The organism is Streptomyces sp. NPDC059008 (assembly GCF_042749045.1).
GTDB lineage: Bacteria > Actinomycetota > Actinomycetes > Streptomycetales > Streptomycetaceae > Streptomyces.
In genome coordinates this window covers 1-16066 of sequence record NZ_JBHYJC010000018.1, presented here as the reverse complement: position 1 = coordinate 16066, position 16066 = coordinate 1, and the positions used below count along the sequence as shown (strand labels likewise).

Sequence of the window (16066 nt, the reverse complement as noted above, 5' to 3'; positions counted from 1 at the left end):
CTGACCCCGCCCCCCCCCGCCCGGGGCGGCCCCCTCGTGGCGGCGCGGCGCGCCATGTTGGGGGGGCCCGGGGGGGGGGCCGGGGGGGGGGGGGGTGCCGTGCCCCGGGCCACGCCGGGAACCGTCCGGCGGACGTGTCCGGTCCGCCGCCTCGCGGGCCCAGGAGCCGCGCGCCGGATCGCGCGCGGTGTGCGGGCCCGCTGTGGATCAGATCTTGGCGAACGCCGCCTCGAGGATGTCCAGGCCCTCGTTGAGCAGGTCCTCGCCGATGACCAGCGGCGGCAGGAAGCGCAGCACGTTGCCGTACGTACCGGTCGTCAGCACCAGCAGGCCCTCCTGGTGGCAGGCCTTGGCGAGCGCGCCGGTGGCCTCCGGGTTGGGGTCCTTGGAGCCGGACTTGACCAGCTCGATCGCGATCATCGCGCCGCGGCCGCGGACCTCGCCGACGATGTCGTACTTCTCGGCCATCGCGGTCAGCCGCGCCTTCATGACCTCGCCGATCCGCAGGGCCTTGGCGTTCAGGTCCTGCTCGCGCATGGTCTCGATCGAGCCGAGCGCCGCGGCGCAGGCCACCGGGTTGCCGCCGTAGGTACCGCCCAGGCCGCCCGCGTGCGCGGCGTCCATGATCTCCGCGCGCCCGGTCACGGCGGCCAGCGGCAGACCGCCGGCGATGCCCTTCGCCGTGGTGATCAGGTCCGGCACGATGCCCTCGTCCTCGCACGCGAACCACTGGCCGGTACGGCAGAAGCCCGACTGGATCTCGTCCGCGACGAAGACGATCCCGTTCTCCTTCGCGAACTCGGCGATGGCGGGCAGGAAGCCCTTCGCCGGCTCGATGAAGCCGCCCTCGCCGAGCACCGGCTCGATGATGATCGCCGCGACGTTCTCCGCGCCGACCTGCTTGGTGATCTGCGAGATGGCCTGCTCGGCGGCCTCCTGCGCGCAGTTCTCCGGGCCGGTCAGCCAGCGGTAGGGGTAGGCGAGGGGGACGCGGTAGACCTCGGGCGCGAACGGGCCGAAGCCGTGCTTGTACGGCATGTTCTTGGCGGTCAGCGCCATGGTGAGGTTCGTCCGGCCGTGGTACCCGTGGTCGAAGACGACCACGGCCTGCCGCTTGGTGTACGCGCGCGCGATCTTGACGGCGTTCTCGACGGCCTCCGCACCGGAGTTGAACAGCGCCGACTTCTTCGCGTGGTCGCCCGGCGTCAGCTCGGCCAGCTGCTCACAGACCTCGATGTACGGCTCGTACGGCGTCACCATCGCACAGGTGTGGGTGAAGTCGGCGAGCTGCGCGGTGGCCCGGCGTACGACCGCCTCCGCGCTGTTGCCCACCGAGGTCACCGCGATACCCGAACCGAAGTCGATCAGGGAGTTGCCGTCCACGTCCTCCAGGACGCCGCCGCCCGCGCGCTTGACGAAGACGGGCAGCACGGCCCCGACACCACCGGCCACAGTGGCCTGCTTGCGGGCCCACAGCTCCTGCGACTTCGGGCCGGGGATCGCGGTGACGACGCGACGCTCCTGGGGGAGGGCGGGGCCTCCGGACAGTTCGGTCATGGCAGTCTCCTGGGGGTGGAACGGTGAGCTACAGAGGTGTTGTTCTCGCAGGTTAGGGGCGGCCGGGCGGGTCTGGCATGTTCCGTTCGGGAGAAGTGCGCGTGTTGCGTTGTCCGCACCGGACATAGCGAGGGACGGCGGCCAGTAGATTGAGCGACGGCGCGCCGGGCAGCGGTGGGCACGAACGCGGGCATGACAATGACAGGGCGGCCGCCGACCGACACATCAGCCGGCCCGCCCACGCACCAGGCCACGGCTCAAGGGGGACAAGGGCACCGGATGGACACCGAGGGCACGCACGAGGCACGCAACACCCGCTCCGACCATGTCCCGCGGCCGGCGGCTTCCCCGGACGCCCCGCCACGGCCCGCCGCGCCGCCGGGGTTCGCGGCCCCGTCCGGCGCGGGCGGCCGGGCGGCGGGGGCAGGTGCCGCACGAGCCGGTGACGCTCCGCAGTCCCCCTTCCTGGCCTGGCTGAGCGCGCCGAGAGTCCTGGCGGGGCCGGGTGTGTGGGCCTTCGAGCACCGGCCCAAACCGAAGGACGAGCCCCAGGACATCGCGGTCCCGCAGCTCATCGCCGGGGCGGTGATCTCGTTCCTGTGCGCATGGCTGATCTGGTCGCTGCTGATGAACGACTATCTCGGCCCCTACTGGAAATGGCCGCGCGAGGTGATGCTGCCCGACGCATGGCAGACCGGCAATGCCAACATCGTCTCGTCGTTCGTCTACATGGCGCTCGTCCTCGGCGCGATCGTCGTCGTCTTCGGCCGCGTGGGGCGATGGCCCGCGCTCTTCCGTCGGCTGATCGCTCCCTTGGCGAACCGCGTCTGGACCAGGCTTCCTTCGTGGCTGGCACCCAAGGACGCGAGCGCGCTCCCCGGCGGGCAGCTGATCGTGCGCGCGGTGCTGACCCTGACGCTCGTCTGGTTCCTCTGGCAGTGGTGCATCGACAAGACCACCGATTCGTCCGTCCTGATGCTGCAGTTGGAGAATCTGACGCCGGTATCGGGGCAGGGGGCGTCGTACTTCTACTACGCCACCAGCTATTCGCTCATCGACCTCGGGCTGCTGCTGGCCGTCTTCAGCAGGTTCGCCTGCCTGGCGGAGCTGAGGCACCGCTACCTCTCCTCGGGCCGGCGGGCCGCGACCGACGCCGCGAAAGCGGCCGAGAACGGTGCCCGGGTGCTTCCGGTGGACCAGGGTGAGTGGGCCGATCTTCGTGCGGCCGGCGCCCCGGAGGCCGCCGACCGCTTGGCGCACGCAGCGCGGTCCGGACTCATGAACGATGTCGATCACGCTCGGATCACCCGTGCCTGGCAGTCCGTGCGGGCGCAGCCGAGCAGGCTCCCGGCGTTCATCGACAGTGTGCAGAAGGCCGGATCCGCCGCCTGCCTGCACCCGTCCGGGGCACGCGATCTGCCGGCCCGGACCGCACGCCACGACCTGCTGACTTCCCAGGTGCGCATCGGCACCGCCTCCGAGGACGTACGCAACCCGTACGACCGGCGGGGAACGGGATTCGCACTCGAACCGGACGTGCTCGGCACGTCGCTGCTGGCGCTCGGTCCGGCGGGCTCGGGGAAGACCACGCGCCTGGTGCGTCCCCTGGTGGAGGCCATGTGCCTGCAGGCGCTCGCCGGGCGCGCCGCCGTCGTGTCCGTGGGGACGGCCGGCTCGGCCGCCGCGCCCGACGACGCCTTCGACGCCGTGATCAGGATCGGTCACCGCGACGCGGAGTGCGACCTCGACCTCTACGGCGGAACGACGGACGCCGACGAGGCGGCCGCGATCCTGGCCGAGGCACTGGTGGGGGACCTCGCGGCGACGCTGCCCGGGGGGGACGGGCGGCGCACGGCGACCGTGCTGGGGCAGTTGCTGGGACCGTTCCAGGTGGCGTACGGCCGGTTCCCCCGGGTACCGGAGCTGCGGGAGCTGCTGGACGGTTCGCCGGAGGCCATGGCGGGACTGCGGGCCGCCCTGGAGTCGGCGGGGGAGTCCAGCGCCCTGCGGGAGCTGGACGCGCGTGAGCGGCAGGCGGAGCGGCCCGGGGATCCCGGCGTGCTGCTCGCGGACCGGATCGCGCTGCTGGACCGGCCGGCGTTCGCGGAGTTCTTCGACCCGACCGGGCGCTCGCGTCAGGTGTCGCTGCGCTCCCTGGACCATCCGCTGCGCGTCCGGATCGATCTGCCCGAGCGTGGGCACGCGGACGCTTCGCGGATCCTGGCGCGGCTGGTGCTCGCGCAGTTCACGGAGTGCGCGGTGGCCAGGACGGACCGGTCGGTCTTCGCCTGTCTGGTGCTTGACGACGCGTCACATGTGATCACCCAGGAGGCGCTGCGCGGACTGCAGCGGCTGCGGACGGCGAACGCGGGGGCGGTGCTGACCCTGCGGGGTCTGGACGACGTACCGGAGTCCTTGCGCGGTGCGCTGCTGGGGGCGTTCGGCTGCCGGATGGCGTTCGCGGGCGTGACGATCTGGGACGGTGAGCGGTTCGCCGAGGTGTGGGGCAAGGCCTGGGTGGAGACCAGGGACGTCACCGACCGGCAGATCGTCTCCGACGAGCCCTTCACCAAGCTTCTGCACTCCATCCGGCGGCTGGTCACCGGCAAGAACGTGACCGCGAAGGCGGTGACGGTACGCACGGTGGAGCGCGAGCGGTGGTCGGCCTCCGACCTCGCCCACTCGGTGCCGCCCGGCCACGCGGTACTGTCCGTGACCTCCGTGAGCGGGGAGTCGGCCCCACCCGTCCTAGTAGACCTCCGCTCCTGACCCCCACCCCCTTCGTCCCCGGATGACGGGGCGGTGTTTTCCCGATCATCGGCCGGCTTTGTCCACAGTGGAGGGTTCCCGGATTCCTCCGCTGAGGCAGAATCGACACGGGCCGTTCATACGGGGCGGTGCAAACCATCGGTCGGTGCCCGGTCGTCGACCGCCGTTGTCGAAGCCATCGAAGGTCTCATGCCGCACACCCTCGCTTCCCTGGTCAACCACACCGCGCTCAAGCTGACCGTGCTCGCGGGCGAGGAGCGGCTGGACGTCCCGGTGCGGTGGGCGCACGCCAGTGAGCTGATCGATCCGGTGCCGTACATGGAGGGCGGGGAGCTGCTGCTGATCACCGCGCTCAAGTTGGACGCGGAGGACGCGGAGGCGACCCGGGCGTATGTGCGGCGGGTCGCCCAGGCCGGTGTGGTCGGGCTGGGCTTCGCGGTCGGGGTGAACTACGAGGGGGTTCCCCAGGCGCTGGTCGAGGCGGCGCGGGAGCAGGGGCTGCCGCTGCTGGGGGTGCCGCGCAGGACGCCGTTCATCGCGATCAGCAAGGCGGTGTCGGCCGCGGTCGCCGCGGACCAGTACCGCGCGGTCACGGCGGGGTTCGAGGCGCAACGGGAGCTGACCCGGGCGGCGCTCGGCGCGGAGGGGCCGGCCGACCTGCTGGCCCGGCTCGCCGCGCACCTGAACGGCTGGGCCGCGCTGTACGACGCGTCGGGGGCCGTGGTGGCCGCCGCCCCGGACTGGGCGGCGCGGCGCGCGGCCCGCCTCACCGACGACGTGGCGCGGCTGCGGGGGCGGCCCGCGCCCGCCAGCTCGGTGGTCAGCGACACCGACGGCGACGACCGGGTGGAGCTGCAGTCACTGGGGACCGGGCGCCGGGCCCGCGGGGTGCTCGCGGTGGGGACCGGCGCGCCGCTGGGGACGGCCGAACGCTACGCCGTGCACTCCGCGGTCGCGCTGCTGACGCTGACCACCGAGCGGTCCCGGGCGCTGCAGGACGCCGAGCAGCGGCTGGGCGCCGCGGTGCTGAAGATGCTGCTGGCGGGGGAGCCGGACCATGCGCGGGCGGTCGCGGGGCGGCTCTACGGAGGGCTGCTGGACGCCCCGTTCCGGATGGTGGTCGCCGAGCCCGTGGCCGCCGACGACCAGCCGTCGCCGGGCGCGGGCGCCGCGGCCGGTTCCGCCGGGGTGCTGGACGCGCTCGCCGACGCGATGGACTCCGCGGCCGCCCGTACCGGTGAGGCGGTGCTCGCCGTCCCGGACGGCGGCCGGCTGATCGTGCTGGTCGCGGACGGCGGGGCGGCCGCCGACGCCTGCGCCGCGTACGCGGCCGAGGCCGAGGCCGAGGCCCGGGCCGGCGCGCAGGCGCGTCCGGGCGGGCGGCAGGGGCGGGCCGAGGCGGCGCACGGCGGCGCCGGTGTGGCCGTCGGACTGTCCGCGCCGACCGGCCCGATGGCCGCCGCGAACGCCTACCGGCAGGCCGAGCAGGCGCTGTCGGTGGCCCGGCGGCGCGGGCGCGCGCTGGTCGAGCACGAGGACGTGGCGGCGGGGTCGGTGCTGCCGCTGCTCGCCGACGACGCGGTGCGGGCGTTCGCGGACGGGCTGCTGCGGGCGCTGCGTGAGCACGACGCGACCGGCCGCGGCGATCTGGTGGCGTCGCTGCGCGCCTGGCTGGCCCGGCACGGCCAGTGGGACGCGGCCGCCGCCGACCTGGGCGTACACCGGCACACGCTGCGCTATCGGATGCGGCGGGTGGAGGAGATCCTGGGGCGCTCGCTGGACGACGCGGACGTACGGATGGAGCTGTGGCTGGCTTTGAAGGCGACCTCGGCGCCCAAGGGGGAGTGAGGCCCCGCCCGCCGGCACGGGTAACCCGGCCCGGCGCCCGCTCCACGGCGGAGAGACACACCCGCTGATTTCTACGCTTCGGACAAACGCCATGGCGGCGCCGCACCCCTACCGTGGGGGCAGACCGACAACCGCGGAGCCGCTCCCCGAGCGATGCGCACCACTCACCACTTCTGAAGGGCCGGGTTCCACTGTGCCGATCCCCACTGATGCAGCCCCCACCGCCTTCTGGCTCGCCGGCCGCGAGGCCACCGGCGAGGCCACCTTCGATGTCACCTCCCCCTGGGACGGACGTCTCGTGGGCACGGTGAGCGTTCCCACCGAGGCCCAGGTCGAGGAGGCCGTCGCCGCCTCCGTCGCGGTCCAGGACGAGTTCGCGGCGACCCCCGCACACGTCCGGGCCGCCGCCCTGGACCATGTGCAGCGCCGGCTGGTGGAGCGTACGGAGGAGATCGCCCGGCTGATCTCCGCCGAGAACGGCAAGCCCATGAAGTGGGCCCGCGGCGAGGTCGGCCGGGCGGTGTCGGTGTTCCGCTTCGCGGCCGAGGAGGCCCGCCGCTTCAACGGCGGCGAGGCCCAGCGCCTGGACACCGACGCGGGCGGCGCCGGCCGGCTCGCGCTGACCCGCCGCTTCCCGCGCGGCACGGTCCTGGGCATCGCGCCGTTCAACTTCCCGCTGAACCTCTGCGCCCACAAGGTCGCCCCGGCCATCGCGGCCGGCGCCCCGATCATCCTCAAGCCGGCCCCGGCCACCCCGCTCTCCGGCCTGATCCTCGGCGAGCTGCTGGCCGAGACCGACCTGCCGGCCGGTTCCTGGTCGATCCTGCCGGTGCCCAACGACCGGATGCCGGCGCTGGTACAGGACGAGCGGCTGCCCGTCGTCTCCTTCACCGGCTCCGAGAAGGTCGGCTACGCCATCCTGGACTCGGTGCCGCGCAAGCACTGCACCCTGGAGCTCGGCGGCAACGGCGCGGCCGTCGTGCTGCCCGACTGGTCCTCCGAGGCGGACCTGGACTGGGCGGCGCAGCGGATCGCCATCTTCTCCAACTACCAGGGCGGGCAGTCCTGCATCTCGGTGCAGCGGGTCATCGCCGACGCGTCGGTGTACGACCGGCTCGTGCCGAAGATCGTGGCGGCCGTCGAGGCGCAGGTCACCGGCGACCCGTCGGACGACGCGACCGAGGTCGGCCCGCTGGTGAACGAGGACGCGGCCAAGCGCGTGGAGTCCTGGGTGGACGAGGCCGTCGAGCGCGGCGCGAAGCTGCTCGCCGGCGGCAAGCGCGACGGCGCCTCCTACGCGCCGACCGTCCTCGCGGACGTGCCCGCCGACGCCACCCTCGCCTGCGAGGAGGTCTTCGGCCCGGTGCTCACCCTCACCAAGGTCGACGGCGTGGACGAGGCGTTCGCGGCCGTCAACGACTCCAAGTTCGGCCTGCAGGCCGGTGTCTTCACCCATGACACCCAGACCGCCTTCCGCGCCCACCGCGCGCTGGAGGTCGGCGGTGTGGTCATCGGCGACGTGCCGTCCTACCGAGCCGACCAGATGCCGTACGGCGGCGTCAAGCAGTCCGGCGTGGGCCGCGAGGGCGTGCGCTTCGCGATGGACGACTACACCTACGAGCGGGTCCTGGTCCTCACCGGACTGCCCCTCTGACCCGCCCCCGACCCGGTCCGGACCGGTGGACAGCGACGGCCGTGCCTTGGGCCGTATCACCGTCCGGACCCGGCCGGCGCACCCCCCGGCGCCGGCCTTGACGCGGCGCGCTCCGGCACCCTGTTTCCGGAGCGCGCCGCGTCCCCCGTTCACCCGGCGTCCGCACCTCCGTCATGCCGGATCCCGACCGTACGGCGCGGGCCTGCCGGCCGCCTCGTGTCGGAGGCGGAGTCGCGGAGGTGTCTGGGGGAGGAGGCGCCCGCGCCCGTACCACCAGCGCGGTATGCCACACCCCCCGAAGGGCTGATGCGGGCGGGCCGGTTCCGGATCGCGCCGGGGCGAGGTGCCGCATGGCCGGGACGCACCGTCCGCCCCGCTCCCTCCCGTACCTCCAGTGGTGCAACCCCCGCAGATCGGGTAACTCTCACAAGTAGCGCTGTCCAGCGGCCGACCGGCCCGCCGGCGCAGAACTGCCGACCCCGCGGCGAGGTGAGCTCCTGATGACCGCTCCATCCATCCGCAACGTTTCCGAGCGCGAAGCACGCCAGGTCGCCGAGGCGGCCCGCGAGCAGGACTGGCGCAAGCCCAGCTTCGCCAAGGAACTGTTCCTGGGGCGCTTCCGGCTCGACCTCATCCATCCGCACCCCACCCCCGCGGCCGACGACGTGCGCCGCGGTGAGAAGTTCCTCGCCACCCTGCGGGACTTCTGCGAGACACAGGTCGACGGCGCACGGATCGAACGCGAGGGGCAGATCCCGGACGAGACGATCGCCGGGCTCAAGGCGCTCGGCGCGCTCGGCATGAAGATCGACCCGAAGTACGGCGGCCTCGGGCTCACCCAGGTGTACTACAACCGGGCCCTGTCGCTGGCCGGCACCGCCAGCCCCGCCATCGGCGCGCTGCTCTCCGCGCATCAGTCGATCGGCGTACCGCAGCCGCTGAAGCTGTTCGGCACCCAGGAGCAGAAGGAGACCTTCCTGCCGCGGCTGGCCCGTACGGACATCTCGGCGTTCCTGCTGACCGAACCCGACGTCGGCTCGGACCCGGCCCGCCTGGCGACGGTGGCCGTGCCGGACGGCAAGGACTACGTGCTCGACGGCGTGAAGCTGTGGACCACCAACGGCGTGGTCGCCGACCTGCTGGTGGTGATGGCTCGGGTGCCCGCCTCCGAGGGGCACAAGGGCGGTATCACCGCCTTCGTCGTCGAGGCCGACTCGCCCGGCATCACGGTCGAGAACCGCAACGCGTTCATGGGGCTGCGCGGCCTGGAGAACGGCGTGACCCGCTTCCACCGGGTACGGGTGCCCGCCGCCCACCGCATCGGCCCCGAGGGCGCCGGCCTGAAGATCGCCCTGACCACCCTGAACACCGGACGGCTCTCGCTGCCCGCGATGTGCGTGGGCTCCGGCAAGTGGTGTCTGAAGATCGCCCGGGAGTGGTCCGCGGCCCGCGAGCAGTGGGGCCGGCCGATCGCCAGGCACGAGGCCGTCGGCGCCAAGATCTCCTTCATCGCCGCGACCACCTTCGCCCTCGAAGCGGTCGTCGACCTCTCCTCCCAGATGGCCGACGAGAACCGCAACGACATCCGCATCGAGGCCGCGCTCGCCAAGCTCTACGGCTCCGAGATGGGCTGGCTGATGGCCGACGAGCTGGTCCAGATCCGCGGCGGCCGCGGCTTCGAGACCGCCGACTCGCTCGCCGCCCGCGGCGAACGCGCCGTTCCGGCCGAGCAGATGCTGCGCGATATGCGCATCAACCGGATCTTCGAGGGCTCCACGGAGATCATGCATCTGCTGATCGCCCGGGAGGCGGTGGACGCGCACCTGTCCGTCGCCGGCGACCTCATCGACCCCGACAAGTCCCTCGCCGACAAGGGCCGGGCGGCGGCCAGGGCCGGCGGTTTCTACGCCCGCTGGCTGCCCAGGCTCGTCGCCGGACCCGGTCAACTCCCGCGCACCTACCAGGAGTTCGGGCGCCTCGCGGAGCACCTGCGGTATGTCGAGCGGACCTCCCGCAAGCTCGCCCGCTCCACCTTCTACGCGATGTCGCGCTGGCAGGGCCGGATGGAGACCAAGCAGGGCTTCCTCGGCCGGATCGTCGACATCGGCGCCGAGCTCTTCGCGATGAGCGCCGCCTGCGTACGCGCCGAGCACCTGCGCGAGACCGGCGAACACGGCCGTGAGGCCCAGCAGCTGGCCGACGTGTTCTGCCGGCAGGCCCGCATCCGCGTCGAGGAGCTGTTCGGCCGGCTGTGGACGAACACCGACGAACTCGACCGCAAGGTCGTCTCGGGAGTCCTCGACGGCAGCTACAGCTGGCTGGAGGAGGGCGTCATCGACCCCAGCGGCGACGGCCCCTGGATCGCCGACGCCACCCCGGGCCCGAGCCGGACGGACAACGTCCGCCGCCCCCTGGGCTGAGCCACCCCGCCGGGGCCCGTCCGCGAAGATCCGCCGGGCGGGCCCCGCACTTGTGCGGCCAGGTGTCCACGGCACCCCGGCGACCGGCCACAATGGACCACATGACGGACTCCCTCGCCCATCCGCTCCTGCGCTTCGAGCCGGCCGCCGGCCCCCTCGACGACCCGCACGGCCCCCGCTCCATCGTGGTCCTCGGCTCGACCGGCTCGATCGGCACCCAGGCGATCGACATCGTGCTGCGCAACCCCGACCGCTTCCGGGTGACGGCGCTCTCCGCCGCCGGCGGCCGGACCGAGCTGCTCGCCGAGCAGGCGCACCGGCTGCGGGTGGCCACCGTCGCGGTGGCGCGCGAGGACGCGGTGCCCGCGCTGCGCGCGGCGCTGGCCGCCCGGTACGGCGCGGGCGAGCCGCTGCCGGAGATCCTGGCCGGCCCCGACGCGGCCACCGAGCTGGCGGCCTCCCCCTGCCACACCGTCCTCAACGGCATCACGGGCTCCATCGGCCTCGCCCCGACCCTGGCCGCCCTGAAGGCGGGCCGGGTACTGGCCCTGGCCAACAAGGAGTCGCTGATCGTCGGCGGACCGCTGGTCAAGGCGATCGCCCGGCCCGGCCAGATCATCCCCGTCGACTCCGAGCACTCCGCGCTCTTCCAGGCGCTGACCGGCGGCGACCGCGCCGAGGTCCGCAAGCTCGTCGTCACCGCCTCCGGCGGCCCCTTCCGCGGCCGCAGCCGGCGCGAGCTGGCCGAGGTCACGCCCGAGCAGGCGCTGGCCCACCCCACCTGGTCCATGGGCCCGGTCGTCACCATCAACTCCGCGACCCTCGTCAACAAGGGCCTGGAGGTCATCGAGGCGCATCTGCTCTTCGACGTCCCCTTCGACCGCATCGAGGTGGTCGTCCACCCGCAGTCCTACATCCACTCGATGGTGGAGTTCACCGACGGCTCCACGCTCGCCCAGGCCAGCCCGCCCGACATGCGGATGCCGATCGCGCTGGGCATCGGCTGGCCCGAGCGGGTCCCGGACGCCGCCCCGGGCGTGGACTGGACGAAGGCGCAGACCTGGGAGTTCTTCCCGCTCGACGAGGCGGCCTTCCCGTCCGTCCCGCTGGCCTGCCACGTCGGTGATCTGGGCGGCACCGCCCCGGCCGTCTTCAACGCGGCGAACGAGGAGTGCGTGGATGCGTTCCTCAAGGGCGGGCTGCCGTTCACAGGGATTGTGGATACCGTCGCTGAAGTGGTCGCCGAGCACGGGACGCCGTCCAGGGGAACCTCCCTGAGCGTGGCGGACGTCCTGGAGGCGGAGACCTGGGCGCGCGCCCGCGCCCGCGAACTGGCCGCCCGTGCGGCACGGACACCTTCGGAGGCTCGCGCATGACGACCTGGATGACCATTCTCGGCATAGTCGTCTTCGTCGTCGGCCTGCTGTTCTCCATCGCCTGGCACGAACTCGGCCATCTCTCCACGGCCAAGATGTTCGGTATCCGCGTGCCGCAGTACATGGTGGGCTTCGGGCCGACGCTCTTCTCCCGCAAGAAGGGCGACACCGAGTACGGCATCAAGGCCATCCCGCTCGGCGGCTACATCCGCATGATCGGGATGTTCCCGCCCGGGGACGACGGGAAGCTGCAGGCCCGCTCCACCTCGCCGTTCCGCGGGATGATCGAGGACGCCCGCTCGGCGGCCTTCGAGGAGCTGCAGCCCGGCGACGAGAAGCGGCTCTTCTACACGCGCAAGCCCTGGAAGCGCGTCATCGTGATGTTCGCCGGGCCGTTCATGAACCTCATCCTCGCGGTCGTGATCTTCATGAGCGTGCTGATGGGCTTCGGCATCAACACCCAGACCACCCAGGTCGGCTCCGTCTCGGAGTGTGTGATCTCGGCCGCCGCCAAGACCGACAAGTGCCCCACGGGTGCCAAGGACTCGCCGGCCAAGGCCGCGGGCCTGCGCGCCGGCGACAAGATCGTCTCGTTCAACGGCGACGCCGTCCCGGACTGGGGCACCCTGCAGCAGCAGATCCGCGACACCACCGGGCCCGCGACGCTGGTCGTCGAGCGGCACGGCGTCCGCAAGACCCTGCACGCCGATCTGATCGAGAACAAGGTCGCCAAGACCGACGGGCACGGCGGCTACGTCCCCGGCGAGTTCGTCACCGCCGGATTCCTCGGCTTCACCCCGGCCAGCGGCGTCGTCCCGCAGACCTTCGGCCAGTCCGTGGACCGCATGGGCAACATGGTCGAGCAGGGCGTCTCCTCGCTGGTCAACCTGCCGTCCAAGGTCCCGGACCTGTGGGACGCGGCCTTCAACGGCGGCGAGCGCAAGCAGGACTCCCCGATGGGCGTGGTCGGCGCGGCCCGGGTCGGCGGCGAGGTCTTCTCGCTGGACATCCCGCCGGAGCAGCGGGTGGCGACCATGCTCTTCCTGGTCGCCGGCTTCAACCTCTCGCTGTTCCTGTTCAACATGCTGCCGCTGCTGCCGCTGGACGGCGGGCACATCGCCGGCGCCGTGTGGGAGTCGGTCCGCCGGGCCTTCGCCAAGATCGTCCGGCGTCCGGACCCCGGTCCGTTCGACGTCGCCAAGCTGATGCCGGTCGCCTACGTGGTCGCCGGGATCTTCATCTGCTTCACGCTGCTGGTGCTCGTCGCGGACGTGGTGAATCCCGTGAAACTGACCTGACGGCGATTGGCCAGAACATGGGTTTGGCGACGGTCGGGCACCTCCGCGGCGTTTGGAGGCGCCCGACCGTCCCCTTTCGGGGGGCCTCAGGGGAGCGATGTGCCTCCCGCAACCCTTGTGCCGTAACCTCGAAGACCGGAGCCCGCCGAATCGGGACCTTGATCCATACCTTGGGGTTGCTCGCCAGATGACTGCCATTTCACTGGGAATGCCGGACGTACCGACCAAGCTGGCCGACCGTCGGGTCAGCCGGAAGATCCACGTCGGTGCGGTCGCCGTGGGCGGGGACGCACCGGTCTCGGTGCAGTCGATGACGACGACGCGGACGTCCGACATCGGCGCGACGCTCCAGCAGATCGCCGAGCTGACGGCCTCCGGCTGCCAGATCGTCCGGGTCGCCTGCCCGACCCAGGACGACGCCGACGCGCTGCCGGTGATCGCCCGGAAGTCCCAGATTCCGGTCATCGCGGACATTCATTTCCAGCCGAAGTACGTCTTCGCCGCCATCGACGCCGGCTGCGCCGCGGTCCGGGTCAACCCCGGCAACATCAAGCAGTTCGACGACAAGGTCAAGGAGATCGCCAAGGCGGCCGGCGACGCCGGCACCCCCATCCGGATCGGCGTCAACGCCGGCTCGCTCGACCGCCGCCTGCTGCAGAAGTACGGCAAGGCGACCCCCGAGGCGCTGGTGGAGTCCGCGCTGTGGGAGGCGTCCCTCTTCGAGGAGCACGGCTTCCGCGACATCAAGATCTCGGTCAAGCACAACGACCCGGTCGTGATGGTCAACGCCTACCGCCAGCTCGCCGCCCAGTGCGACTACCCCCTGCACCTCGGCGTCACCGAGGCCGGCCCCGCCTTCCAGGGCACCATCAAGTCCGCCGTCGCCTTCGGCGCACTGCTCTCCGAGGGCATCGGCGACACCATCCGGGTCTCCCTCTCCGCGCCGCCCGCCGAAGAGGTCAAGGTCGGCATCTCCATCCTGGAGTCGCTCAACCTCCGCCAGCGCCGGCTGGAGATCGTCTCCTGCCCGTCCTGCGGCCGCGCCCAGGTCGACGTCTACAAGCTCGCCGACGAGGTCACCGCAGGCCTGGAGGGCATGGAGGTGCCGCTGCGGGTCGCCGTCATGGGCTGCGTCGTCAACGGCCCCGGCGAGGCCCGCGAGGCCGACCTCGGCGTCGCCTCCGGCAACGGCAAGGGCCAGATCTTCGTCAAGGGCGAGGTCATCAAGACCGTCCCCGAGTCGAAGATCGTCGAGACCCTCATCGAAGAGGCACTGAAGATCGCCGAGCAGATGGAGAAGGACGGCATCGCCTCCGGCGAGCCGACCGTGGCCGTCGCCGGCTGATCCGCGCCGCCGCACCACCGCAGAGCCCCGCCGCCCGCCCCGGGCAGCGGGGCTCGCGCCGTGTCCGGGCCGGCCCGTGCCGGGCCGCGGACCGCCCCGCGGCGCCCGTCCCGCCTGGGGCCGGGTGCTCCCGCGCGCAGGGAGGTAAAGTGCCAAGACCTGCTTCCGCCTGGCCTCCCAGGCCCGTAACGGTGAGGCATTCCGACACGTGCTGACGACCACGACCATCAAGGTCCTCGAGCCCGGGGAGCTCGATGACGCGCTCGCGGTGCTCGACCGCGACCCGGTCGCCAACGCCTTCGTCGCCGCCCGCGTGCAGATCGCCGGCCTCGACCCCTGGCGGCTGGGCGGCGAGATGTGGGGCTGGTACGTCGGCGGCCGCCTGGAATCGCTCTGCTACGCCGGCGCCAACCTCGTCCCCGTCTGCGCGACCTCCGAGGCCGTCCGCGGCTTCGCCGAGCGCGCCCGCCGCCAGGGCCGCCGCTGCTCGTCGATCGTCGGACCGGCCGGCCCCACCGCCGAGCTGTGGTCGCTGCTGGAGCCGCACTGGGGACCGGCCCGCGAGATCCGCGCCCACCAGCCCCTGATGGTCACCACCTCGCCGGCCACCGAGATCGCCCCCGACCCCTACGTCCGGCGGATCCGCAAGGACGAGATGGACCTGATCATGCCGGCGTGCGTGGCCATGTTCACCGAGGAGGTCGGCATCTCCCCGATGGCCGGCGACGGCGGGCTGCTCTACCAGGCCCGGGTCGCCGAACTCGTCGGATCCGGCCGCTCCTTCGCCCGGGTCGAGGACGGCAAGGTCATCTTCAAGGCCGAGATCGGCGCCGCCACCCAGCGGGCCTGCCAGATCCAGGGCGTCTGGGTCGACCCCGCCCACCGCGGCAAGGGCCTGTCGGAGACCGGCATGGCGGCCGTGCTGCGCTACGCCCTCAGCGACGTCGCCCCCGTCGTCAGCCTCTACGTCAACGACTTCAACACCGCCGCCCGCGCCTCCTACCGCCGGGTGGGCTTCGAAGAGGTCGGTGCGTTCATGAGCGTGCTGTTCTGACCGCCGGGAGCGTACGGAACGGGCCGTGGCCTTGTACGCTCCGACCATGGATGACGTCGCGGTCGGCCCCCTCGATCTCGCTGCCCGTGTGGACGACGCGCTCGCCGTCCAGGCGCTCGCCTTCGGACTGAGCGACGAGGAGATCGCCGTACGCCGGCACATCGTGCTGCGCCACCTCAACTGCGCCGGCGCCCGCGCCCTCGGCGCCACCACCCCCGCCGGCCGGCTCGTCGGCTTCGTCTACGGCATGCCCAACGACCGCGCCCACTGGTGGTCCACGGTCGTCGAGCCGTATCTGCGCGCCGTGCGCCTCGACCACTGGCTCGACGACTCCTTCACCATCACCGAGCTGCACGTCCACCCCGCCTACCAGGGCCGCGGCATCGGGCGGGCGCTGATCACCCGGATCACCGACGAGGCGAGCGAGCCGCGCTCCATCCTCTCCGCCATCGACGTCGAGAGCCCCGCGCGCGGGCTGTACCGCTCGCTCGGCTACCGGGACATCGCCCGCCGAGTGCTGTTCCCCAGCGCGCCCACGCCTTACGCGGTGATGGGCGCGACGCTGCCGCTGAAGCGTTAGCCGCTGCGCGCTTGGCTTTGCCTCCCACGTTGTTGTCTGCGGCGCCGTGGTGGTTTCTCGCCGTTGCGCCTGCGGCGGGCGGTGCCGCTGCGCGGGGCTGTTCGGCTGCCGGTGACGGTCCTGCGGGGCTGGGTGTCCGGACTGCTGCGCTTTACGTCCGGACAC

General features: G+C 72.5%; 10 protein-coding genes. 9 read left to right on the top strand and 1 reads right to left on the bottom strand.

Going from position 1 to position 16066, the window contains the following annotated elements; translation table 11 throughout:
* Nucleotides 1-207: 207 nt before the first annotated feature.
* Nucleotides 208-1557 carry a 4-aminobutyrate--2-oxoglutarate transaminase gene (gene gabT / locus ACFWZH_RS21700; RefSeq protein WP_384433494.1) on the bottom strand — a complete coding sequence of 450 codons (1350 nt, stop codon included), beginning with the start codon at nucleotides 1555-1557 and terminating at the stop codon, nucleotides 208-210.
* Nucleotides 1558-1836: 279 nt separating this feature from the next.
* Here gabT and ACFWZH_RS21695 point away from each other — a divergent pair, with 279 nt between their 5' ends.
* From ACFWZH_RS21695 to ACFWZH_RS21655, 9 genes are all read left to right on the top strand, one after another.
* Nucleotides 1837-4326 carry an ATP/GTP-binding protein gene (locus ACFWZH_RS21695; protein ID WP_384433491.1) on the top strand — a complete coding sequence of 830 codons (2490 nt, stop codon included), beginning with the start codon at nucleotides 1837-1839 and terminating at the stop codon, nucleotides 4324-4326.
* A gap of 189 nt (nucleotides 4327-4515) precedes the next feature.
* Nucleotides 4516-6174, top strand: a complete 1659-nt coding sequence (locus tag ACFWZH_RS21690; protein WP_384433488.1) for a PucR family transcriptional regulator — start codon at nucleotides 4516-4518, stop codon at nucleotides 6172-6174.
* A gap of 193 nt (nucleotides 6175-6367) precedes the next feature.
* Nucleotides 6368-7828 carry an aldehyde dehydrogenase family protein gene (locus ACFWZH_RS21685; RefSeq protein ID WP_384433485.1) on the top strand — a complete coding sequence of 487 codons (1461 nt, stop codon included), beginning with the start codon at nucleotides 6368-6370 and terminating at the stop codon, nucleotides 7826-7828.
* Between the two features lie 500 nt (nucleotides 7829-8328).
* Nucleotides 8329-10248: an acyl-CoA dehydrogenase family protein gene (locus ACFWZH_RS21680; RefSeq protein WP_384433482.1), complete on the top strand. Its 1920-nt coding sequence runs from the start codon at nucleotides 8329-8331 to the stop codon at nucleotides 10246-10248.
* Between the two features lie 101 nt (nucleotides 10249-10349).
* Entirely contained in the window at nucleotides 10350-11624 is a 1275-nt protein-coding gene (gene dxr, locus ACFWZH_RS21675) for a 1-deoxy-D-xylulose-5-phosphate reductoisomerase (protein ID WP_384433479.1), read from the top strand.
* Nucleotides 11621-12922, top strand: coding sequence for a M50 family metallopeptidase (locus tag ACFWZH_RS21670; RefSeq protein ID WP_384433476.1), 1302 nt, complete (start codon nucleotides 11621-11623; stop codon nucleotides 12920-12922). The genes dxr and ACFWZH_RS21670 overlap by 4 nt, the downstream gene beginning before the upstream one ends.
* A gap of 187 nt (nucleotides 12923-13109) precedes the next feature.
* Entirely contained in the window at nucleotides 13110-14267 is a 1158-nt protein-coding gene (gene ispG, locus ACFWZH_RS21665; protein WP_384433473.1) for a flavodoxin-dependent (E)-4-hydroxy-3-methylbut-2-enyl-diphosphate synthase, read from the top strand.
* A 208-nt stretch (nucleotides 14268-14475) separates the two neighbouring features.
* Nucleotides 14476-15321 (top strand): GNAT family N-acetyltransferase, encoded by an 846-nt coding sequence (locus tag ACFWZH_RS21660; protein WP_384433470.1) that lies wholly within the window; start codon nucleotides 14476-14478, stop codon nucleotides 15319-15321.
* 46 nt (nucleotides 15322-15367) lie between these two features.
* The gene (locus ACFWZH_RS21655; RefSeq protein ID WP_384433467.1) at nucleotides 15368-15901 is read left to right on the top strand and encodes a GNAT family N-acetyltransferase; all 534 of its coding nucleotides are present in this window, start codon (nucleotides 15368-15370) and stop codon (nucleotides 15899-15901) included.
* Nucleotides 15902-16066 lie beyond the last annotated feature (165 nt).

Excerpts from the sequence above, each read along its gene's own strand:
- gabT (WP_384433494.1), bottom strand. The coding sequence starts at position 1,557 with ATGACCGAACTGTCCGGAGGCCCCGCCCTCCCCCAGGAGCGTCGCGTC.
- ACFWZH_RS21695 (WP_384433491.1), top strand. The coding sequence starts at position 1,837 with ATGGACACCGAGGGCACGCACGAGGCACGCAACACCCGCTCCGACCAT.
- ACFWZH_RS21690 (WP_384433488.1), top strand. The coding sequence starts at position 4,516 with ATGCCGCACACCCTCGCTTCCCTGGTCAACCACACCGCGCTCAAGCTG.
- ACFWZH_RS21680 (WP_384433482.1), top strand. The coding sequence starts at position 8,329 with ATGACCGCTCCATCCATCCGCAACGTTTCCGAGCGCGAAGCACGCCAG.
- dxr (WP_384433479.1), top strand. The coding sequence starts at position 10,350 with ATGACGGACTCCCTCGCCCATCCGCTCCTGCGCTTCGAGCCGGCCGCC.
- ACFWZH_RS21670 (WP_384433476.1), top strand. The coding sequence starts at position 11,621 with ATGACGACCTGGATGACCATTCTCGGCATAGTCGTCTTCGTCGTCGGC.
- ispG (WP_384433473.1), top strand. The coding sequence starts at position 13,110 with ATGACTGCCATTTCACTGGGAATGCCGGACGTACCGACCAAGCTGGCC.
- ACFWZH_RS21655 (WP_384433467.1), top strand. The coding sequence starts at position 15,368 with ATGGATGACGTCGCGGTCGGCCCCCTCGATCTCGCTGCCCGTGTGGAC.